Source organism: Streptomyces sp. NPDC002446, from assembly GCF_053595675.1.
Genome location: NZ_JBSFYC010000052.1, coordinates 25,725 through 46,255, shown reverse-complemented (window position 1 = coordinate 46,255; position 20,531 = coordinate 25,725). Strand labels below are relative to the sequence as shown.

The following is a 20,531-nucleotide window of genomic DNA, read 5'->3' as shown; positions in this document are numbered from 1 at the left end:
CGGGCGATGCCGGCGGCAGGCACGAAGCGCGCAGCACACACGGGGTGAGCAGAACATGTCCGACTACCACCAGCCGGGGTACGGGCCACAGCAGCCGTACGGGACACCGCAGTCCCCCTGGCCGAACGGCGCGGCGCCCGACGGCGGTTACGGCTACCCCGGCGCCCCCGGGTACCAGCAGCCGGGCGCCGGATACCAGACGCCCGGCCCGGCCTACGGCCCGACTCCCGGCTACGGCACCCAGCCCCCGCCCAGCCCCTCCACGGGCCCGGCGATGTGGTCCCATCTGGGCGCGCTGCTGACCGTCACGGCCGGCTCCATGATGTGCTGCGGCCTGGGCGCCTTCCTCGGCTGGATCTTCCCGATGTCCATCCGCGGCAACGAGCGCCACAAGCACGACCCCTACGTCCGCCACCACGCCACCCAGGCACTGAACTTCGGCATCACCCAGGCCGTCATGGCGGCCCTCGGCGTGCTCCTCTACTTCGCCAGCGCCTTCATCTTCGCGGCGGCCGCCCACACGGACGCCCAGCGCAACGGCCCCGGACTCGCCGTCCCGCTCCTGACCGTGCTCGGCATCATGGCCGCCTACGGCATATCCGGCATGGTCTGCGCCATCATCGCCACGGTCAAAGCCACCCGCGGCGAACTCTGGACCTACCCACGCCTGATCGCCTGGCCGCTCAGCAAGGTCTGAACCCGCCCCTCCCCAGGGCACCGTCAGGCCCTTCCCCAGGGCACCCCGAGCCCCTCCCTAGGGCACCGCATTCCGGCCGACACAGCCCGCCCGCCGACACACCCCGCCCGGAACCAATTACTCTCCGTAATCGTTGCCGGAATACAAGGAGGCGCCCACGGCCCACACCACCGCGTACAGAAAGCGTCAGACCGACAGCCCCCGCACCACCAGATCCAGCAGCGCGCAGACGAACAGGGCGATCCCGATGAAGCTGTTGACCTGGAAGAAGGCCCGGTTCAGCCGCGAGGTGTCGTGCGGGCGCACGATCGCGTGCTCGTAGCAGAAGGCCACGGCGACGATCGCCATCCCGAGCCAGAAGAAGAGACCGGCGCCGATGGCGAGGGCGTACCAGACCAGCAGCGCGGTCGTCACGACGTGGCACCAGCGCGCGCCCCACAGCGCGCCCGGCACACCGAAGCGGGCCGGTACGGACATCACGCCGTTGGCGCGGTCCGCCTCGACGTCCTGGCAGGCGTAGATCAGGTCGAAGCCGCCGATCCAGATACCGACCGCGAGGCCGAGGATCACCGCCTCCCAGGACCACTCGCCGGTGATCGCGATCCAGGCGCCGACCGGGGCCATCGCCTGGGCGAGGCCGAGGATCGCATGCGGGAAGTTCGTGAACCGCTTGCCGTACGGGTAGACCACCATCGGGACCACGGCGACCGGAGCCAGCGCCAGGCACAGCGGGTTGAGCAGTGCCGCGGCGCCCAGGAAGACGACGACGGCGACCAGCGCGCCGGTCCAGGCGGACTTGACCGAGACCGCGCCGGTGACGAGTTCCCGCCCGGCCGTGCGCGGGTTACGGGCGTCGATCTCGCGGTCGATGATGCGGTTGACAGCCATCGCGAAGGTGCGCAGACCCACCATCGCGAGGGTCACCAGCAGCAGGGGGAGCCAGTGGATGCGCTTGTCCAGCTGGTACATGGCGGTGAACGCCGCGATGTAGGCGAAGGGCAGCGCGAAGACGGAGTGCTCGATGACGACCAGGCGCAGGAACGCCCTGGTCCGGCCCGGCTGCGGGACCGCCGCGGCGGAGGTGCTCACAGGCCGTACTCCTTCCAGCGGCGGTCGACCAGCGCCGCCGTCGGCGGGTCGGACTCGACCATGTCCGGCCAGCCCCCGTCCCTGGTGTAGCCCTCCTCGGGCCACTTCTTCGTTGCGTCGATGCCCGCCTTGCCGCCCCAGAACTGCTGGTAGGAGGCGTGGTCGAGGTGGTCGACGGGCCCTTCGACGACGGTCAGGTCGCGGGCGTAGTCCGTGTTGCCGAGCGCGCGCCAGGAGACCTCGTGGAGGTTGTGGACGTCGCAGTCCGCGTCCACGACCACGATCAGCTTGGTCAGCGACATCATGTGCGCGCCCCAGATGGCGTGCATGACCTTCTGTGCGTGCTTGGGGTACTTCTTGTCGATCGAGACGATCGCGCAGTTGTGGAAGCCGCCGGACTCGGGGAGGTGGTAGTCCACGATGTCCGGGACGATGATCTTGAGGAGGGGGAGGAAGAAGCGCTCCGTGGCGCGGCCGAGCGGGCCGTCCTCCGTGGGCGGGCGGCCCACCACGATCGACTGGAGCAGCGGGCGCCGCCGCATCGTCACACAGTCGATGGTCAGCGCCGGGAACGGCTCCTGCGGCGTGTAGAAGCCGGTGTGGTCGCCGAAGGGGCCCTCGGGGAGCATCTCGCCGGGTTCGAGCCAGCCTTCGATGACGACCTCGGCGTTCGCCGGGACCTGCAGCGGAACGGTCTTGCAGTCGACCATCTCGATCCGCTTGCCCTGGAGGAAGCCGGCGAAGAGGTACTCGTCGATGTCTCCGGGGAGCGGGGCGGTGGAGGCGTACGTGACGGCCGGGGGGCAGCCGAAGGCGATGGCGACGGGCAGCTTCTCACCGCGCTTGGCCGCGACCTGGTAGTGGTTGCGGCTGTCCTTGTGGATCTGCCAGTGCATGCCGATGGTGCGCTTGTCGTGGCGCTGGAGGCGGTAGAGACCGAGGTTGCGGACGCCGGTCTCGGGGTGCTTGGTGTGGGTCAGCCCCAGGTTGAAGAAGGAGCCGCCGTCCTTGGGCCAGGTGAACAGGGCCGGGAGCCGGTCGAGGTCGACGTCGTCTCCGGTGAGGACGACTTCCTGGACCGGCGCGCTCTCGCCCTTGACCTTCTTCGGCGGGACGTGCGTCATGTTCGCGAGCTTGCCGAACGCCTCGCGCACGCCGACGAAGCCCTGCGGCAGCTCCGGCTTGAGCAGGCCGCCGATCTTGCCGCTGATGTCCTCGTACGACTTCAGGCCCAGCGCCTTCAGCAGCCGGCGGTCGGTGCCGTAGACGTTCATCGCGAGCGGCATCGCCGAGCCCTTGACGTTCTCGAAGAGCAGCGCAGGGCCGCCGGACTTCTGCACCCGGTCCACGATCTCGCCGACTTCCAGATGGGGGTCGACCTCGGCCTTGATGCGCTTGAGGTCGCCTTCGCGTTCAAGGGCGCGCAGGAACGAGCGGAGATCGTCGTAAGCCATGCGTTCCAGTATCGGGTACGCACTACCCTGGACGGGTCACCGGGCCCCGTCGTGGGCCCGCCGTCGCGCGCAGGGGGCGTGTTCCGCAATGCTCAGGTATCTGCCGTTCCTACTGGTGCTGGCGCTGTGGATCTACGCGTTCATCGACTGCCTCAACACGCCCGAGTCGCAGGTGCGCGGCCTGCCCAAGGTGGTGTGGGTGATCATCATCCTGCTCTTCGGTGAGGTGCTGATCGGCCCGGTCGCGTGGCTGGTGGCGGGCAAGCAGCGGCGCCCGGTGGCGGGCGACGGCAGTACGCCCGCGGAGTGGCACCGCAACCACCGCGCGAAGTTCGTCGCCCCGGACGACAATCCCGAGTTCCTCAGGTCCCTCAAGGACCAGAACAAGCAGGACGAGAACCTGCTCAAGGACTGGGAGGCCGATCTGCGGCGCCGCGAGGAGGAGCTGCGGCGCAAGGGCGGCGACGCGGCGGACGGGCCCGAGGACACTCCGCCCGCCAAGGGCTAGCCAAGGACTAGGGAACGCCCGGGACCTGGCCCGTCGTCACGCGCAATTCGCTGGCCGCGGCGCCTGGTGTCGGCCAGGATGGCTCGCCATGAGCACAGGTTCCGACGTCCCCGTACGTCTGACCACGGACCCCGACGCGCCGCATCGCGAGCCGGTCCGCCGTATCCGCGCCCGGCACACCGAACGGACCGTCACCGTCTACCAGGCCTATGCGCCCGCGCTCGGTCTCCCGGCCGCGCGGGACGGCCGGTTCCCCGCGGCGTGGAAGCGGGAGCGGATGACGTGGATCAAGCCGTCGTTCCTGTGGATGATGTACCGCTGCGGCTGGGGCGCCAAGGCCGACCAGGAGACCGTGCTCGCCGTCGAGATCGACCGGGCGGGCTTCGACTGGGCGTTGCAGAACGCCTGTCTGTCGCACTACGAACCCGGCGAGCACGCCGACCGCGCGGCCTGGCAGCGGCAGCTGAAGGGGGCACCGGCGCGGGTGCAGTGGGACCCGGAGCGTGATCTGCGGCTGCGGGCGCTGCCCTACCGTTCGCTGCAGCTGGGGCTGGCCGGTGAGGCGTCGCGGCGGTACGCGGACGAGTGGACGGTGGCGATCACGGATGTCACGGCGCTCGCCCATGAGATCCATGGGCTGGTGCGCGCCGGGGACACGGCGGCGGCCGCCGCGCTGCTGCCCGAGGAGCGGCCGTACCCGGCGCCCGAGGGGACGCCGGGTCTGGGTCCGGCCGGGGAGCGGACGTCCGCATAGATCAGACGTCTGGACCGACGTCCGTGTAGATCAGACGTCCGGACCGTCCGCGTAGATCAGACGTCCGGACCGTCCGCGTGGACCGGACGTCCGCGGGGATCAGACTCCCGCGTAGGAGTGCAGGCCCGTCACGAAGATGTTCACGCCGTAGTAGTTGAACAGGTAGCAGGCGAAGGCGATCAGGCCCAGCCAGGCGGCCTTGCGGCCCTTCCAGCCGGCGGTGGCGCGGGCGTGCAGGTAGCAGGCGTAGGCGACCCAGGTGATGAAGGTCCAGACCTCCTTGGGGTCCCAGCCCCAGTAGCGGCCCCAGGCGGCCTCGGCCCAGATGGCGCCCGCGATGATCGTGAACGTCCACAGCGGGAAGACCGTGGCGTTGATGCGGTAGGCGAACTTGTCGAGCGAGGCGGCCGCGGGCAGCCGCTCCAGGACGGAGGTGGCGAAGGCGCCGGGCTGCTTGCCGTCCGGGTCGGCGAGCTTGGCCTCGTAGCGGTCGCGGAAGAGGAACAGCAGGGTGGAGACGGCGCCGAGGTAGAGCACCGCGCCGGAGATGATCGCGCAGCTGACGTGGATCCACAGCCAGTACGAGTGCAGCGCGGGCACCAGCTGGTCGCTGGCGGTGTAGAGCACCGTGACGGCCAGACCGAGGTCGAGCAGGACGGTGGTGACCAGGGGCAGGCCGATCCAGCGGACGTTCTTCTTGAGGGTGAGCAGCAGCAGGTACGCGCCGACCGCGACCGCGGCGAAGGTCGTGGAGAACTCGTACATGTTGCCCCAGGGGGCACGCTCCACGGACAGTGCGCGGGTGACGACGCCGCCCGTGTGCAGCGCCCAGGCCAGGACGGTCAGGGAGATGGCGATCCGCCCGTAGAGGTCGCCCTTCTCGGTGCCGCCGGCGGCGCCGGGGCCGTCGGGGACGTCGCGGCTGCCGGCCGCGGCCTTGGTGATGACCTTGGGCCGCTCCAGTACGGCCGTGCCGCCGCCCTGCCGGGCCTGGACGGACACCGTGGCGGGCGCCTTGGCCTGCGCGGTCAGGGCGGCGGCGGTGCGGCCGACCTTGCTGCGGCTGCCGAACACCCACTCGGCCATGTGCGCGAGGAAGGCGAGCGTGTAGACCGCCATCGACGAATAGACCAGCAGGTTGCTGTTGTGCGCCAGTGTCTCGTTGGCTGCGGCAGCGATGTTCACGCGCGCGCTCCTTCGGAGGGGTCAGCAGGACCGTCAGAGTCAGTGGGCTCCGCGGGGTCTTCGGAGGGGGTTTCGGTGCCGGTGCCGGGGGCGGCGGCCGGGGCCAGGGGGGCGTCGGGCTCCAGTGCCGCCGCGAGATGGGCGAGTTCCTCCGGCAGCCGGGCGGATTCGCTGCGGCCGAGGCCGGCCATCTCGACGACGGTGACGCCGGTGCCGTTCTCCTCGACGCGTTCGGCCCGGACCCATACCCGGCGCCGCTGGATGAACAGCGAGCCGGCCAGGCCGAGCAGGGCGCAGATCGCGCCGGCCAGTGCGAGGCCGTTGCCCGGCTGGTGGCTGATCTTGAAGCTGGCCCAGCTCTTGACGCCGGTGAACTGGATGCTGCCGTCGCCGCCCGGGAGCTTCATGGTCTCGCCGGGCAGCATCATCTGGGCGAGCGGGCGGCCCTTGACCTTGTACTGCTTGAGGTTCTTCTTCTGCAGCTGGTAGACGTTCTGCGGCAGTCCGGAGGAGACGCCGAGGTCGCCGTGGTAGGCGGTCAGCGTCAGTACCGGGTAGTCCAGTGCGGGGAACTGGGAGAACATCGAGCCGGAGCCCTTGCCGCCGTACGTGGGGACGAAGAAGCCCTGGAAGCCGAGCTGGTTGCGCTTGCCGTCCTTGGTCTGGGCGCCCGGCACCTTGACGACACCGGTCGAGGTGAAGTTCTTGGCGTCCTGCGGGAGGAAGGGCACCGCGCCCTTGTAGACGACCTTGCCGCGGCCGTCCTTGACGGTGACCTGGGGCGAGTAGCCGTGCGAGAGCAGGTAGACCTTGGAGCCCGCGATGTCGAGGGGGGTGTTCACCTCGATCGCGGTCTTGTGTTCCTTGCCGTCGGCGCCGGAGAAGTACGTGATGTGGGCGCGGAAGACGCGGGGGGTGCCCTTCTGCGGTCCGGTGCGCTCGTAGGTCGCCTCGAACTTGTTGAGCGTGAAGCCGAAGGGCTCCAGGGTGTCGGTGTCGAAGAACGGGCCGGACTTGAAGTCGTCGTACTGGGTGAGGCTGTTGGCGAAGCCGTCGCCCTCGGTGATCAGCTTGCCGCCTTCGGACTTCCACAGGCTGCCGACGGCGAACGCCACCAGCATCACGATCAGCGCGAGGTGGAAGACGAGGTTGCCGACCTCGCGCAGATAGCCCTTCTCGGCGGCGACGGCGGTGCCGGCCCGGTGGGCGCGGAAGCGGCGCTTCTTCAGCATCCGCTGGGCCGCGGCGAGGACCTCGTCGGGGGCCGCGTCGGTGCGCCAGGTGGTGTACGCGGGCAGCCGGGTCAGCCGGCGCGGGGCGGCCGGCGGCCGGCCGCGGAGCTGTCCGACGAACTGCCAGGTGCGCGGCACGATGCAGCCGATCAGCGAGATGAACAGCAGCAGGTAGATCGCGGAGAACCACACCGAGCTGTAGACGTGGAACATCCCGAGCTTGTCGTAGATGTCGCCGAGGGTGGTGTGGTCGGCCTTGAACTGGTCGACCTTGACGGGGTCGATGCTGGTCTGCGGGATCAGCGAGCCGGGGATGGCGCCGATCGACAGCAGGAAGAGCAGCAGCAGCGCCACCCGCATCGAGGTCAGCTGCCGCCAGAACCAGCGTGCCCAGCCGAGGGGGCCGAGGGAGGGGAGGGTGACGTCCTCGGTGGGGGCGGTGGAGAGCTGGGAGCCGGCCGCGCCGAGGTCGCCGCCCCCGTCGGCCGGGGCCGGTGAGCCGGTCTCGGGGTCGCGGGGGGTGTCGGTCTTGGTGGACATCAGTCAGATCCCAACGGTGGAGCTTTGCGTCCAGCTCTGCAGTTCGGACATGAGGCTGTCCCAGAGGCCGGTGACGAGGAGGATGCCGAGCGCGACCATCATGCCGCCGCCGATCCGCATCACCCACACGTAGTGCCGCTTGACCCAGCCGAAGGCGCCGAGCACCCGGCGGAAGGCGAGCGCGACGGCGATGAACGGCACGCCCAGGCCCAGGCAGTACGCCACGGTGAGCAGGGCGCCGCGTCCGGCGTTGGCGTCGGAGAAGGCGAGGGCGCTGACGGCGGCGAAGGTGGGGCCCAGGCAGGGCGTCCAGCCGATGCCGAAGAGCATCCCGAGCACGGGCGCGCCGGCCAGTCCCATGGCGGGCTTCGTGTGGAAGCGCAGTTCGCGCTGGCCGAAGCGCTGCAGTACGCCGGCGAAGGCCAGTCCGAGCAGGATCATCAGTACGCCCAGGACCTTGGAGATGATGTCCTTGTACTGCTGCAGGGTCTGGCCGAAGAAGCCGAAGAGGGCGCCGCCGGAGACGAAGACGGCGGTGAAGCCGAGGACGAAGAGGGCGGCGCCGGCGAGCATCCGGCCGCGGCGGGCCTGGGCGAGGTCGGTGCCGGTGACGCCGGTGACGTACGACATGTAGCCGGGGACCAGCGGCAGGACGCAGGGCGAGAAGAACGAGACGAGTCCGGCCAGCAGCGCGATGGGGACGGCGGCGAGCAGGGTGCCGTTGAGGACGGTCTGGTTCTGTGCGGCGGCGAGCTGTACGAGTTCCATCTCCGGGGCGGTCACTTCTCGGCGATCAGCGGGTCGACCATCTTGCGCAGCTCGTCGCCGGTGAGCGGGCCGAGCGAGCGCGCGGCGATCTTGCCGTGCCGGTCGATGGCGATGGTGGAGGGGATGGCCTGCGGGTTGAGGCTGCCCTTGGGGAAGCGCAGCATCAGTTTGCCGGTGGGGTCGTACAGGCTCGGGTAGGGGACGTTGTGGTCGTCCTCGAAGCCGGTGGCCTGCGTCCGGTCGGCGTCGCGGGTGTTGATCCCGATGAACTGGACGCCCTTGTCCTTGGTCTCCTTCGAAACCTTGGCGAAGTTCGGCGCCTCGGCGATGCAGGGCCCGCAGTACGATCCCCAGACGTTGAGGATGACGACCTTGCCCTTGTAGTCGGCGACGTCGAGCTGTTTGCCGGTGGTGGTCTCGCCGGACAGTTCGGGTGCCGGCTGCCGGTTGCCGGGCTTGACGGTGTCGATGCCGTCCTTGCCCTGGACGAACCGGGTCTGCGCGGAGCCGCCGGAGGTGCCGTCGCCGCAGGCGCTCAGCGCCAGTGCGGCGGCCGCGGTGCCCGCGGTGAGCAGGGCGGTACGGCGGCGGCGCAGGAGTGGGCGTGGGGCGCGGCTAGCACTCATGTGAAAAGTTTCGCATGGGCCTTTTGCGGATCTTCCACGCCCCCCTCGCGTGTGTCCGAGGGGGGCGTCAGGCCGTCGAGAGGTACGTCTTCCAGCCCTCTTCGGGGCGTTTGCCGACGGGGATCCGCTGGAGCTTGGCGAGTATCTCGGGGTCCTGGGCGTCCATCCAGTCGGCGAACTGCCGGAAGGACACCAGGTGGACATCGCGGTTCTGCTCGTTGGCGATGTGCTTGAGCGCCGTCTCGACGGCGTCCATGTAGATGCCGCCGTTCCACTGCTCGAAGTGGTTGCCGATGAAGAGCGGTGCGCGGTTGGTCTCGTAGGCGCGGCGGAATCCGGAGATATAGGCGTCGGTGGCCTGCTGCCGCCAGCCCGGGTAGTTGGCCGGCGGGGCCTTGGTGGAGTTCCTCGACTGGTTGGCGAGGATGTTGTAGTCCATGGAGAGCACCTCGAAAGAGTGCCCGGGGAAGGGAATCTGCTGGAGCGGGAAGTCCCAGATGCCCATTTTTTTCTTCGGCCACATCTGCAGGCCGCCGGGCGAGCTGGCGTCATAGCGCCAGCCGAGTTTTCTGGCGGTGGGCAGGAGGTTTCGCTGGCCGAGCAGGCACGGTGTGCGGCCGCCGACCAATTCCTGGCGGTAGTCGAAGGGCAGCGGTTCGAGTCTTTTGAAGCCGGTGTTTGTGCGCCATTTGGTGACGAAGTCCATCACCTGGTCGATCTCGGCTTGCCAGTGTTCGGGGCTCCAGTGTCGGACGGCGCCGGAGCCGCTGCAGAAGTGGCCGTTGAAGTGGGTGCCGACCTCGTGGCCGTCGAGCCAGGCCTGGCGTACGTATTTCAGCGTCTCCTGGATGTGGTCGTCGGCGAGGTAGCCGATGTCGGAGGCGCCGCGCCGGTTGTTCGGGGGCTCGTAGAGGTCCTTTTGGGATTCGGGCAGGAGATAGAGCCCGGACAGGAAGAAGGTCATGGCGGCGCCGTGGTCCTTGGCGAGCTTGAGAAAGCGGGGGAAGAGGCCGTTGCCGACCTCTCCCGCGCCGTCCCAGGAGAAGACCACGAACTGCGGAGGGGTCTGTCCGGGCTCCAGCCGTTCGGGTGCTTTCGGCTGGTTCGGCTGGGGGCCGTAATGCGCTGTCGAGCCGTCACCGATGAGTTTGGGGCGGGCCTGGACGGAGTTTCGCGCCTTCTGTTTGTCCGCCCCCGCGTCCGAGCCCGACGAGGAGCAGCCGGCGACGCCGAGCGCCGCGGCTGCCCCAACTCCCATACCCAACAGGTTTCGCCGGCTGATCGCGCGCATACCCTCGTCCCCATCCGTGCTCGCCGAACTCAATATCCATATAAACGGACAATCGAGTAGAGGGCATGTCGAGCACCGGGATTCCGGGTTATTCGCTCAGGTATGGGATTTCGTCTGCTCTTGGCATTCCACCGAATGATGCAACGTCAGGCCCCAAAAGCCTTGGCCTTTCCCTTGACGGGTTTGGCGCCCGCCAGAAGATGGGAGGGAACCAGGTCGCGCGCCGGCTCGCTGTACCCCACCGAAATGATCTTGTCGCCGTGGAACGTGAACGACGTCAGCGAGGCCAGCGTGCACTGCCGCTTCCGCGGGTCGTGCCACAGCCGCCGCCGCTCCGCGAAGCTGCGCACGATCCAGATCGGCAGCTGATGGCTGACCGCCACCGCCTCGTGCCCGCGCGCCGCGTCCCGCGCCGCGCCGAGCGCCGCCATCATCCGTACGACCTGCTCGATGTACGGCTCGCCCCAGGAGGGGCGGAACGGGTTCGTGAGGTACTTCCAGTTCCCCGGCTTCTTCAGCGCCCCGTCGCCGACGCCGAAGGTCTTGCCCTCGAAGACGTTGGCCGCCTCGATCAGCCGCTCGTCGGTGGCCAGGTCCAGACCGTGCGCACCGGCGATCGGCGTCGCGGTCTCCTGCGCACGCTCCAGCGGCGAGGAGACGACATGCGTGATGTCCCGCCCCGCGAGGTGCTCGGCGACCCGGTCGGCCATCTTCCGGCCCAGGTCGGAGAGGTGGTAGCCGGGCCTGCGCCCGTAGAGCACGCCGTCGGGGTTGTGCACCTCGCCGTGCCGCATCAGATGGACGACGGTGATGTCTTCGCTGCTCATGGCACCCATCATGCAGTCGCTTCGGCGGCGGCGCGGGCGGCGGCCGGCAGCGCCGCCGCGATCCGCTCGACGGCCTGTGTGTCGTGCGCGGTCGAGACGAACCACGACTCGAAGGCGGACGGCGGGAGGTAGACGCCCTGCGCCAGCATCGAGTGGAAGAAGGCGGTGAAGCGGAAGGACTCCTGCGCCTTGGCCTCGTCGTAGTTGGTGACGTCGGCGTCGGTGAAGAAGACCGAGAACATGTTGCCCGCGGCCTGGAGGCGGTGCGCGACGCCCTCCTTGGCCAGCGCGCCGGTCACCAGCGCACGCAGCTCGGCGGAGACCGCGTCGACCTTCTCGTACGCGGCGTCGTCCAGCAGCCGCAGCTGCGCGACGCCGGCCGCGGTGGCGATCGGGTTCCCGGACAGGGTGCCCGCCTGGTAGACGGGGCCGGCCGGGGCGAGGTGCGCCATGACGTCCGCGCGGCCGCCGAAGGCCGCGGCCGGGAAGCCGCCGCCCATCACCTTCCCGAACGTCATCAGATCCGGACGTACGCCATCGATCCCGTACCAACCGGACTTGCTGACGCGGAAGCCGGTCATCACCTCGTCGGAGATGTACAGCGCGCCGTCGCCGGCGCAGATGTCCTTCAGCCCCTGGTTGAAGCCGGGCAGCGGCGGCACCACGCCCATGTTGCCGGGCGACGCCTCGGTGATCACACAGGCGATCTCGCCGGGGTGCGCGGCGAAGGCCGCCCGCACCGCTTCCAGGTCGTTGTACGGCAGCACGATCGTGTCGCCGGCCTGCGCACCCGTCACGCCCGGCGTGTCGGGCAGACCGAGGGTCGCCACGCCCGAACCGGCCGCGGCCAGCAGCGCGTCCACATGCCCGTGGTAGCAGCCCGCGAACTTGATCACCTTCGGCCGGCCGGTGAACCCGCGCGCCAGCCGGATCGCCGACATCGTCGCCTCGGTGCCGCTGGAGACCAGCCGCACCTGCTCGACCGGCTCGATCCGGGCCACGATCTCCTCGGCCAGCTCGACCTCGCCCGCGCCGGGCGTACCGAAGGACGTACCGCGGGCGACGGCCTCCTGGACCGCGGCGATCACCTCGGGGTGCGAGTGGCCGAGGATCATCGGCCCCCAGGAGCACACGAGGTCGACATACTCACGGCCGTCGGCATCGGTGAGGTACGGACCGGTACCGGACACCATGAACCGGGGCGTACCGCCCACGGCCCGGAACGCCCGCACCGGAGAGTTGACGCCGCCCGGCGTCACCGCGGACGCGCGCTCGAACAGCGACTGCGAAACAGGGGCTTCATACGGAAAAGACACTGTGATCCTGACCTGCATAAACGGGGAGGGCGGCGACGCACGGACACGGCCCGGCTGACAACGTGCGGGAATCCCCGCTTGGACCACCTAAGGTGCCGCGCGGTTCCCGTTCGATCCTTTTTTGATTCCTCTCGCTTCCGACCGGGCGTCAGCCCCCACTCGTCTGCGAAACTGGGGCGACGTACGAGTAAGTCACGCAAGCAATGGTCTCAGAGGCGCACGGGGGCGTGCGGCCGGGCGTTTCACGCGCCGGTGACGGGGGAGGTCTCTGAGACGATGATCGGGTTGCGCGGCTGGGGCTGCGAGTGGTCGGGTGGAGATATGCATCGCGGTGGCGAACTGGGCGAGGGAACCGATGACCGGGGTCCCGACCGCGCCCAGCGCGGCCGTCACCGGCGCGAGGAAACCAAGGGCGGGGACATCAGAGGCGGCCGCATGGGGGTGACGTACAAGTACTTCGGCGCGCCCAACGGCGCGACCGCGGCCCGTGTCCCGATCTCCATGCGCCCCGAGGAACTCGGCGGTGACGAGCTCGGTATGGGCGGTATGTTCACCAAGATCAAGCCGGAGACGATGGCCGCCATGGTCCTCACCGGTATAGAGGGCATACCGCTCCACAAGGTTCCGCCGCTCGAACTCGTCGTCCTCCACCCCGACTACGCCGTCGTCAAGCTCCCCATGACCGTGGTCGACCCGCTGCGCGGTGTCGGCGAGGAGTCGGTCGGCGCGGCCGCCTTCATCTGGTCCACCGTCCCCGACCGCGGCGGCCCGCGCGACGCCTTCACCGTCTACCAGCTGCTGCACGAGTGGCAGGACTTCAGCCACCGGCTGCACGAGGCGGGGCATCAGGCGTACTGCCTGGTGTGGCCGTAACGGTTCGGCAGAGTGCGGCGGGCCCCGGCCCGCCGCGCCGCCGGACCGGTCACGGCAGCGGACGGGCCCCGGCTCCCGCCCCCGCGCTCACCACGTCGGGCGGGCCGAGACGCCGCCGTCCACGACGAGATCGTGTCCGGTGATCCACGACGCCATCGGTGAGGCGAGGAACACACAGGCGTCACCCACGTCCTCGGGCGTGCCCAACCGCCCGGCGGGCGCCGCCGCCCGCCAGCGCCGCACCCCCTCCGGCCAGTCCTCCGCCAGCCCGGGGCGCGCGATCAGCCCCGGCGAGACGCTGTTGACGCGGATCCCGTAGGGCCCGTACTCCAGCGCCGCCGAGCGCGCATGCATCACCACCGCCGCCTTGGACGCGCAGTAGTGGGCGTGGTGCGGCGCCGGGCGGTCCGCCTCGATCGAGGCGATATGCGTCACCGAGCCTCCCCCGCCCTCCCGCATCACGCTCACCGCGGCCTGGGTGCAGGCGAAGACGCTGTGCACATTCACGTCCGCCACCGCCCGCCAGTCGGCCAGCGACATCCCCGCCAGCTCCTGGGTGGGCTGCACCGCCGCGTTGTTCACCAGCGCGGTCAGCCGCCCGCGCCAGCCGGCCGCCGCCTCCACCAGCCGGTGGCACTCCTCCTCGACGGCCAGATCGGCGCGCAGCGCCAGCGCGCCCCCGCCGCCCGCCTCGATCCGCTCGACCAGCTCCCGTGCCGCGTCGGCGCCCGTGCGGTAGTGCGCCACGACGTCGGCGCCCGCGGCGGCGAACCGCAGCGCGATGCCCCGGCCGATGCCGCCCGCGGCGCCGGTGACGAGGGCGACCTGCCCGGTCAGATCGGGCAGCCCGCGGTGGCCCGAGGGGGCGGGGCTGGCCTGCTCCGTCACGTCCGGATCCGTCGTGGCCGGATCTTTCATGCCCGGATCTTTCATGCCCGGATCTTTCATGCCCGGATCTTTCATGGCCGGATCGGTCATGGCCGGCTCAGCGCGGCGATCCGCGCTGCCTCCTGGGGAAAGCGCGCGGCCAGTTCGGCGGCGTCCCCGTGCTCGTAGTCCGCGAAGGTGAAACCGGGCGCCATCGTGCAGCCGAAGAGCGTCCAGGCCCCGCCGTCGGCGACCTCGGCCGCCATCCACGTACCGGCGGGGACCGTGAACTGGACGTGCTGCCCGCCCAGGACGTCCGGCCCGAGGACGACCGTACGGGCCGGGCGCCGCCCGCCGCCCGGGGCGGGGCCGCCGCCCGCGGGGAGCCCTTCGCCGCCAGGGGGTGCACCGTCCTCGGAGAGGAGGAACAGGGTGAGCGGGTCGCCCGTATAGAAGTGCCAGATCTCGTCGGTCGGCAGCCGGTGCAGGGCGGAGAAGTCGCCCGGCCCGGCGGTCAGCAGCATCACTATCGCGGTCCCCTCGGGCCGTCCGTCGGGCCGCGGCGGGCCCGCCCAGGTCTGCCGGAACCGCCCGCCCTCGCGGGGCAGCGGCGCCAGCCCGTAGAACTCGATCAGCGCCTCGGGGAGCCGGAAGCGGGACGTGCGGTGCTCGTTCATCCGGGGCAGCCCTCCACTCGTCCACCGTCCGCCGGCCGCCGGCCCGCGATCCGCCGGAGGCGATCCACCACACTAGGCACCAAGGCCCCGCAGTGGCGGGCACAATCGGGCCATGTCTGACACTCCGGCCGACGGCCCGTCAGCCGTCTGGGACGCCGTCGACGCTCTGGTGCACTGGCTCGACGGGGAGAGCGCGCTGCCGCCGGAACAGGAGCGGCTGCTGCGCATCCTGAAGCTCTCCGAGGAAGCCGGGGAGGTCGCCCAGGCCGTCATCGGGGCCACCGGCCAGAACCCGCGCAAGGGCCGCAGCCACACCTGGGACGACGTCCACAGCGAGCTGTGCGATGTGATCCTCACGGCGATGGTCGCACTCAGAACGCTGACACCGCAGGCGCGGCAGGTGTTCGAGGGACACCTGGGGCGGGTGACCGGGCGGGCGACGGCCCGGCCCTCCTGACGAGCCCGGGCGCGCCAGGGGGGCCGTCGTGTCCGTCAGCCTACGGGCCGCGGCCGGCGACGGCTTGAAGAAGGCCGGACCGACCTCGGCCCCTACGAAGTCACCCCGGCGCCAGCACATGCCGCAGATACGCCCGCGGGTCGTTGAGGTAGCGCCGCCAGTGGTCGACGAGGCCCAGCTCCGACCACTCCACCGACCGCATACCGTGCTCGCCGACCTCGATGATCTCCGCGCCGGGGAGCGCCGTCAGCAGCGGGGAGTGCGTGGCGCAGATGATCTGCGCGCCCCCGGTCCCCAACTCGTCCATCAACCCGACCAGTTCAAGGCAGGAGGAGAACGACAGCGCGGCCTCGGGCTCGTCCATCACATAGAGACCCCGCTGCGAGAACCGCTCCCGGAAGGCCAGCAAGAACCCCTCACCGTGGCTCATCTCGTCCGGGTGCCGGGACAGCCGCAGCGAATGGCGCTCGCCGCTGAGCGCCTCCAGCGCCGTCTCGGCCCGCAGGAAGAACCCCTTCCGCCGGACCCTCGGTCCCCGCACCATCCGGCGCCCCTCCCGCGTCGGATCGAACCGCATCAGCCCGCCCAGCGACGCCTCCCGCGAGCTGGCGTACTTGTAGCCCGCCGAGCCGCCGTACGAATCCAGGCCGAACCCCTCCGCGAGCGCCTCGGCCAGCGTCGACTTGCCCGAGCCGTTCTCGCCCACCAGAAACGTGACCGGAGCGCGGAAGGCCAGCCCCTCCTTCGCCAGCTGGCGCACACACGGCACCGTCCAGGGCCAGCCGTCCCCGGCCGCCCCCTCCCCCTCCGGAAGATCCACGTAAGCCCGTTCGATCAGCATGCTCTCGAAGCTCTCACACCGCACTGACACTCCACCGGCACCCGCCCGCGCCCGGCTCCGTCCACCCACGCCCGGCTCCGTCCGCCCTCCGGGCGGGCTCCTACGCTTCCCTCATGCTGATCGCCCGTTCCGCCGCACTCTTCGCCGTCGCCGCCCTCTTCGAGATCGGCGGCGCCTGGCTGGTGTGGCAAGGGATCCGTGAGCACAAGGGCTGGGTCTGGATCGGCGCCGGGGTCGTCGCCCTGGGGATCTACGGCTTTGTCGCCACCCTCCAGCCGGACGCCGAGTTCGGCCGCATCCTCGCCGCGTACGGCGGTGTCTTCGTCGCTGGCTCGCTGGCGTGGGGAATGGTCGCCGACGGCTACCGCCCCGACCGCTGGGACGTCATCGGCGCGCTGATCTGCCTGGCCGGCATGGCAGTGATCATGTACGCCCCGAGGGGCCGCTGAGCGCGCCCGCATATCCTGGCCGCGCACGACCTCAGCGCTCAGCGAGCAGCGACCACCGCCCCGAGGAGAGCACCATGACTGCCGAGGCCCGTACCGCCGTCGTCACCGGAGCGAGCAGCGGCATCGGCGCCGCCACCGCCCGAGCGCTGGCCGCCGCCGGCTACCACGTGGTCCTCACCGCGCGCCGCAAGGACCGCATCGAGGCGCTCGCCGCCGAGCTTCCCAACGCCCGCGCCTACGCCCTCGACGTCACCGACCGCGCCGCCGTCGACGCCTTCGCGGCCGACCTCGCACGCCTGGGCTCCGTCGACGTCCTGGTCAACAACGCCGGCGGCGCCTACGGTGCGGAACCCGTCGCCACCGGCGACCCCGCCGACTGGCGCGCCATGTACGAGGTCAATGTGCTCGGCGTGCTCCATATGACCCAGGCGCTGCTGCCCGCGCTGACCGCCTCCGGCGACGGCACCGTCGTCGTGCTCTCCTCCACCGCCGGCCACGGCACCTACGAGGGCGGCGGCGGCTATGTCGCCGCCAAGCACGGCGCGCATGTCATCGCCGAGACCCTCCGCCTGGAGCTGTGCGGCGAGCCCGTACGCGTCATCGAGGTCGCCCCCGGCATGGTCAAGACCGACGAGTTCGCCACCACCCGCTTCCGCGGCGACACCGCCAGGGCCGCGAAGGTCTACGAGGGCGTCGACCGGCCGCTCAGCGCGGAGGACGTCGCCGACACCATCACCTGGGCCGTCACCCGCCCCGCCCACGTCAACATCGACCTCCTGGTGGTGCGCCCCCGCGCCCAGGCCTCCAACACCAAGGTGCACCGCACCAGTTGAGAGATCCGGCCGGCGGCGGGGTGTCGCCGCCGCCCGGTCAGCCCTTCACGCAGACGACCTGCTTGAGGTGGGCGACCACTTCCACCAGGTCGCGCTGCTGCTCCATGACCTTCTCGATCGGCTTGTAGGCGCCGGGGATCTCGTCGATCACTCCGGAGTCCTTGCGGCACTCCACTCCGCGCGTCTGCTCCTCCAGATCCCGCGTGGAGAACCGCTTCTTGGCGGCGTTCCGGCTCATCTTGCGGCCGGCGCCGTGCGAGGCGGAGTTGAAGGACGCGGCGTTCCCCAGGCCCTTGACGATGTACGAGCCGGTACCCATCGAGCCCGGGATGATGCCGTACTCGCCGCTGCCCGCCCGGATGGCGCCCTTGCGGGTCACCAGCAGGTCCATGCCGTCGTACCGCTCCTCCGCCACATAGTTGTGGTGGCAGGAGATGACCTCGCCGAAGGTGACCTTCGCCTTCTTGAACTCCCGGCGGACCACGTCCTGGGTCAGGGCCATCATGATCTCGCGGTTGTGCTTGGCGTACTCCTGCGCCCAGAACAGGTCGTTGCGGTACGCCGCCATCTGCGGGGTGTCCGCGATGAAGACGGCGAGGTCGCGGTCGACCAGGCCCTGGTTCTGCGGCAGCTTCTGGGCCACGCCCATGTGGTACTCGGCCAGCTCCTTGCCGATGTTGCGTGATCCGGAGTGCAGCATGATCCACACGGCCTGGTCGGCATCGATGCAGAACTCCCAGAAGTGGTTTCCTCCGCCGAGCGTCCCCATCTGCTTCGTGGCACGTTCCTGACGGAACTTGACCGCGTCGGCGACCCCGTCGAACCGCGCCCAGAAGTCCCCCCACCCGGCCGTCGGGACGCCGTGCAGCCGCCCCGGGTCGACGGGAGCGTCATGCATCCCCCGCCCCACCGGGAGCACCTGCTCGATCTTCGAGCGGAGCCGGGAGAGGTCGCCGGGCAGATCGTTGGCGGTGAGCGAGGTCCTCACCGCGCTCATTCCGCAGCCGATGTCGACGCCGACCGCCGCCGGGCAGACCGCGCCGCGCATCGCGATCACCGAGCCGACCGTGGCGCCCTTGCCGAAGTGCACGTCGGGCATCACGGCCAGGCCCTTGATCCACGGAAGGGTGGCGACATTGCGCAGCTGCTGCATCGCGACGTCCTCGACCGAGGCCGGGTCCGTCCACATCCGGATCGGTACCTGCGCGCCCGGCACCTCGACATACGACATAACTTCCTCATTCCCCCGAAAACATGAAAAACGCAAAAGCCGGACAAGATATACGATCTTGGACGCCGGACCGGCGTGCGCGGCAGAACGTGCGGTAGACATTGTGTCCATCGGCCGCCGCCCGGCGGCAACCGCATTTCCCAGGGGAAGGAGCCGCGAACGATGCCCCGCAAGCCGTTCGTACCCGGTGCCGCACTGGTGGCCGCCGCGGCGCTCGCCGCCGGCCTCACCGGCTGCACCGGCGGCTCCAGCACCGACGGCGCCGCCGCCGACGCGAAGAGCGGCGACACCGCCACCGCGAGCCAGTCCGCCGAGCCCGGCCGCTACCAGAACCTCCCCGAGGCCTGCGGGCTGCCCGCGCGCAGCACCCTGCGCGGCCTGCTGCCCGGCGACGGCCAGCGCGTCTCGGACGCCGAGGCCGAGAAGCTCTACGGCGGGCAGGCCGAGATCACCTACGACACCGACCGCCGGGTCGGCTGCCACTGGACCCGCGAGACCACCGCGGGCACCCGCCATCTGAACGTGGACATCCAGCGCGTGGTCTCGTACGACTCCGCGGTCAGCGACGACGACAAGGCGCAGGAGATCTACGACGGCAAGGAGCTGGCCGCGCAGATCCCGTCCGGCTCCACCGGCTCCGCCTCCCCGGCCTCCCCCTCCCCCTCCACCCCGAAGGGCAAGGGGGCGACGCCGGACGGCAAGGCGACGAAGACGGACGGCGACGGCAAGGGCGGGAAGACGGCCAAGGAGAGCAAGGCGGCGTCCGAGGCGGCGGAGCCGAGTGCCGACCCGAGCGGCTCGACCGCCCCGCGCGTGCTGGACGGCCTGGCGGACGCGGCGTTCCTCAATGACAAATTGATCACCGCGGACTCCGGAGTGCACCGCGATGTGACTGTGGTCTTCCGCACGTCGAACGTCATTGTGACGATCGCGTACGACCAGTGGTCCACGGACAAGGCGATGCTGCCGGACAGCCAGGAACTGCAGGACAAGGCCCGTTCGCTGGCCGGCGAGCTGGCCGAGAGCCTCAGCGAATAGTCCGGAATCAGCGGCTCGGCCCATTTGCCCGGTGGAACCGGAAGGTCCGATTCACCCTTCCTTCTCATCGACACGAAACGGTCACACACCCCGCCGCGCCGCGTACCGTGCCGTCTAGCCCCGCCCCGTACGCGCGGCAGGGCGGCCGCACGGCAGGGCCCCCTGGCCGTGCCGGGCCGAACCGACGACGACGAACAGCGAAGGAACCATGCACCGTTCAGCCAAGCGCCTCGCCAGCCTTCTCACCTGCGCAGCAGTACCGGTCCTGCTCGTCGCCGGCTGCTCCGGCTCGGACAGCGACAGCTCCGGTGACGCCTCCGCCTCCGCGTCCGCCTCCGGCAAGGCGGGCAAGCCGTCGCCGACCGTGGCGCCCGCGAAGTTCAAGCAGCTGCCGAACCCGTGCGAGGCGTTCGCCAAGGGCACCATCAAGAAGATGCTGCCCAAGGTGAAGGACGCCTCCGGCGAGCAGGGCAAGTCCAGCAACAACGCCGCCCACGGCACCTGCTCCTGGAACAGCTCGGACGAGCAGGGCGTCGACGGCACCCAGTTCCGCTGGCTCGACATCGGCTTCCAGCGCTACGACTCCGACCCGGCCGTCGGCTCCGCCGAGAAGCGGGCCACGGACTTCTACGGCAAGCAGGTCGCCGCCGCACAGGCCGTCAAGGGCGCCAAGAAGCTGAAGACGGCCAAGACGTCCGGCACCGGCGACGAGTCGACCGCGATCACCTACGACGTGAAGAAGGAGGGCAACGACTTCAAGAACACCACGATCGTCGCCCGCGCCTCCAACATCGTCGTCACGATCAACTTCAACGGCGCGGGCCTGGCCGGCGCGGACACCCCCAAGGGTGCCGATCTGCTGAAGCAGGCCCAGGCCGCCGCCAAGGAGGCGGTCACCACCGCCACCAAGGCGAACGCCTGACGCACCCCGCCGCCCCGGCCGCGCTCCGGCCCGGCCGGGGCGCCCCCACCGGTGGC

The 20,531-nt window shown here is 70.4% G+C and carries 22 protein-coding genes; 9 read left to right on the top strand and 13 right to left on the bottom strand.

Annotated features, from left to right (window positions below):
• The first annotated feature begins 55 nt into the window (after nt 1–55).
• Nucleotides 56–697, top strand: a complete 642-nt coding sequence (locus ACWD6P_RS25900) for a DUF4870 domain-containing protein (protein WP_451446570.1) — start codon at nt 56–58, stop codon at nt 695–697.
• 186 nt (nt 698–883) lie between these two features.
• On the opposite strand, the gene mqnP is transcribed toward ACWD6P_RS25900, so the two are convergent.
• Nucleotides 884–1,786, bottom strand: a complete 903-nt coding sequence (gene mqnP, locus ACWD6P_RS25895; protein WP_451446569.1) for a menaquinone biosynthesis prenyltransferase MqnP — start codon at nt 1,784–1,786, stop codon at nt 884–886.
• Complete coding sequence (locus ACWD6P_RS25890; RefSeq protein ID WP_451446568.1) at nt 1,783–3,240, bottom strand: menaquinone biosynthesis decarboxylase; 1,458 nt, start codon at nt 3,238–3,240, stop codon at nt 1,783–1,785. Before ACWD6P_RS25890 ends, mqnP begins: the two co-directional genes overlap by 4 nt.
• A gap of 88 nt (nt 3,241–3,328) precedes the next feature.
• Between ACWD6P_RS25890 and ACWD6P_RS25885 the strand changes: the two genes are divergently transcribed.
• On the top strand, nt 3,329–3,748 hold the full coding sequence (locus tag ACWD6P_RS25885) for a PLD nuclease N-terminal domain-containing protein (RefSeq protein WP_451446567.1): 420 nt from the start codon (nt 3,329–3,331) through the stop codon (nt 3,746–3,748).
• Between the two features lie 88 nt (nt 3,749–3,836).
• A complete protein-coding gene (locus ACWD6P_RS25880) occupies nt 3,837–4,502 on the top strand; it encodes a DUF4291 domain-containing protein (RefSeq protein ID WP_451446566.1) in 666 nt (221 codons plus the stop codon).
• A gap of 99 nt (nt 4,503–4,601) precedes the next feature.
• Here the strand turns inward: ACWD6P_RS25880 and ccsB are convergent, their stop codons facing one another.
• From ccsB to hemL, 7 genes are all read right to left on the bottom strand, one after another.
• Nucleotides 4,602–5,687 carry a c-type cytochrome biogenesis protein CcsB gene (gene ccsB / locus ACWD6P_RS25875; protein ID WP_451446565.1) on the bottom strand — a complete coding sequence of 362 codons (1,086 nt, stop codon included), beginning with the start codon at nt 5,685–5,687 and terminating at the stop codon, nt 4,602–4,604.
• Nucleotides 5,684–7,459, bottom strand: coding sequence for a cytochrome c biogenesis protein ResB (resB, locus tag ACWD6P_RS25870; protein WP_451446564.1), 1,776 nt, complete (start codon nt 7,457–7,459; stop codon nt 5,684–5,686). The genes ccsB and resB overlap by 4 nt, the downstream gene beginning before the upstream one ends.
• 3 nt (nt 7,460–7,462) lie before the next feature.
• Nucleotides 7,463–8,227 (bottom strand): cytochrome c biogenesis CcdA family protein, encoded by a 765-nt coding sequence (locus ACWD6P_RS25865; RefSeq protein WP_451446563.1) that lies wholly within the window; start codon nt 8,225–8,227, stop codon nt 7,463–7,465.
• An 11-nt stretch (nt 8,228–8,238) separates the two neighbouring features.
• Complete coding sequence (locus ACWD6P_RS25860; RefSeq protein WP_451446562.1) at nt 8,239–8,853, bottom strand: TlpA family protein disulfide reductase; 615 nt, start codon at nt 8,851–8,853, stop codon at nt 8,239–8,241.
• A gap of 67 nt (nt 8,854–8,920) precedes the next feature.
• Entirely contained in the window at nt 8,921–10,144 is a 1,224-nt protein-coding gene (locus ACWD6P_RS25855; protein WP_451446561.1) for a hypothetical protein, read from the bottom strand.
• A 146-nt stretch (nt 10,145–10,290) separates the two neighbouring features.
• Nucleotides 10,291–10,971 (bottom strand): histidine phosphatase family protein, encoded by a 681-nt coding sequence (locus ACWD6P_RS25850; protein ID WP_451446560.1) that lies wholly within the window; start codon nt 10,969–10,971, stop codon nt 10,291–10,293.
• Between the two features lie 8 nt (nt 10,972–10,979).
• On the bottom strand, nt 10,980–12,287 hold the full coding sequence (gene hemL / locus ACWD6P_RS25845) for a glutamate-1-semialdehyde 2,1-aminomutase (protein WP_451446559.1): 1,308 nt from the start codon (nt 12,285–12,287) through the stop codon (nt 10,980–10,982).
• A gap of 321 nt (nt 12,288–12,608) precedes the next feature.
• Here hemL and ACWD6P_RS25840 point away from each other — a divergent pair, with 321 nt between their 5' ends.
• Nucleotides 12,609–13,160: a hypothetical protein gene (locus ACWD6P_RS25840; protein ID WP_451446558.1), complete on the top strand. Its 552-nt coding sequence runs from the start codon at nt 12,609–12,611 to the stop codon at nt 13,158–13,160.
• 87 nt (nt 13,161–13,247) lie between these two features.
• Here the strand turns inward: ACWD6P_RS25840 and ACWD6P_RS25835 are convergent, their stop codons facing one another.
• Entirely contained in the window at nt 13,248–14,078 is an 831-nt protein-coding gene (locus ACWD6P_RS25835) for an SDR family NAD(P)-dependent oxidoreductase (protein WP_451446557.1), read from the bottom strand.
• 56 nt (nt 14,079–14,134) lie between these two features.
• Nucleotides 14,135–14,704, bottom strand: coding sequence for a cupin domain-containing protein (locus tag ACWD6P_RS25830; protein WP_451446556.1), 570 nt, complete (start codon nt 14,702–14,704; stop codon nt 14,135–14,137).
• Nucleotides 14,705–14,816: 112 nt separating this feature from the next.
• Here ACWD6P_RS25830 and ACWD6P_RS25825 point away from each other — a divergent pair, with 112 nt between their 5' ends.
• A complete protein-coding gene (locus ACWD6P_RS25825) occupies nt 14,817–15,161 on the top strand; it encodes a MazG-like family protein (protein ID WP_451446555.1) in 345 nt (114 codons plus the stop codon).
• 100 nt (nt 15,162–15,261) lie between these two features.
• Here ACWD6P_RS25825 and ACWD6P_RS25820 read toward each other — a convergent pair whose 3' ends face one another.
• Complete coding sequence (locus ACWD6P_RS25820; RefSeq protein ID WP_451446554.1) at nt 15,262–16,002, bottom strand: AAA family ATPase; 741 nt, start codon at nt 16,000–16,002, stop codon at nt 15,262–15,264.
• Nucleotides 16,003–16,115: 113 nt separating this feature from the next.
• Between ACWD6P_RS25820 and ACWD6P_RS25815 the strand changes: the two genes are divergently transcribed.
• Both ACWD6P_RS25815 and ACWD6P_RS25810 read left to right on the top strand, forming a co-directional pair.
• Nucleotides 16,116–16,451: a YnfA family protein gene (locus ACWD6P_RS25815; protein ID WP_451446553.1), complete on the top strand. Its 336-nt coding sequence runs from the start codon at nt 16,116–16,118 to the stop codon at nt 16,449–16,451.
• A gap of 74 nt (nt 16,452–16,525) precedes the next feature.
• The gene (locus tag ACWD6P_RS25810) at nt 16,526–17,284 is read left to right on the top strand and encodes an SDR family oxidoreductase (protein WP_451446552.1); all 759 of its coding nucleotides are present in this window, start codon (nt 16,526–16,528) and stop codon (nt 17,282–17,284) included.
• Between the two features lie 37 nt (nt 17,285–17,321).
• On the opposite strand, the gene ACWD6P_RS25805 is transcribed toward ACWD6P_RS25810, so the two are convergent.
• Nucleotides 17,322–18,515, bottom strand: a complete 1,194-nt coding sequence (locus ACWD6P_RS25805) for an RtcB family protein (protein ID WP_451446551.1) — start codon at nt 18,513–18,515, stop codon at nt 17,322–17,324.
• Between the two features lie 162 nt (nt 18,516–18,677).
• Here ACWD6P_RS25805 and ACWD6P_RS25800 point away from each other — a divergent pair, with 162 nt between their 5' ends.
• Together ACWD6P_RS25800 and ACWD6P_RS25795 are read left to right on the top strand one after the other, a co-directional pair.
• A complete protein-coding gene (locus ACWD6P_RS25800; RefSeq protein WP_451446550.1) occupies nt 18,678–19,553 on the top strand; it encodes a hypothetical protein in 876 nt (291 codons plus the stop codon).
• 208 nt (nt 19,554–19,761) lie between these two features.
• Entirely contained in the window at nt 19,762–20,475 is a 714-nt protein-coding gene (locus tag ACWD6P_RS25795) for a DUF3558 domain-containing protein (RefSeq protein WP_451446549.1), read from the top strand.
• Nucleotides 20,476–20,531: the final 56 nt, after the last annotated feature.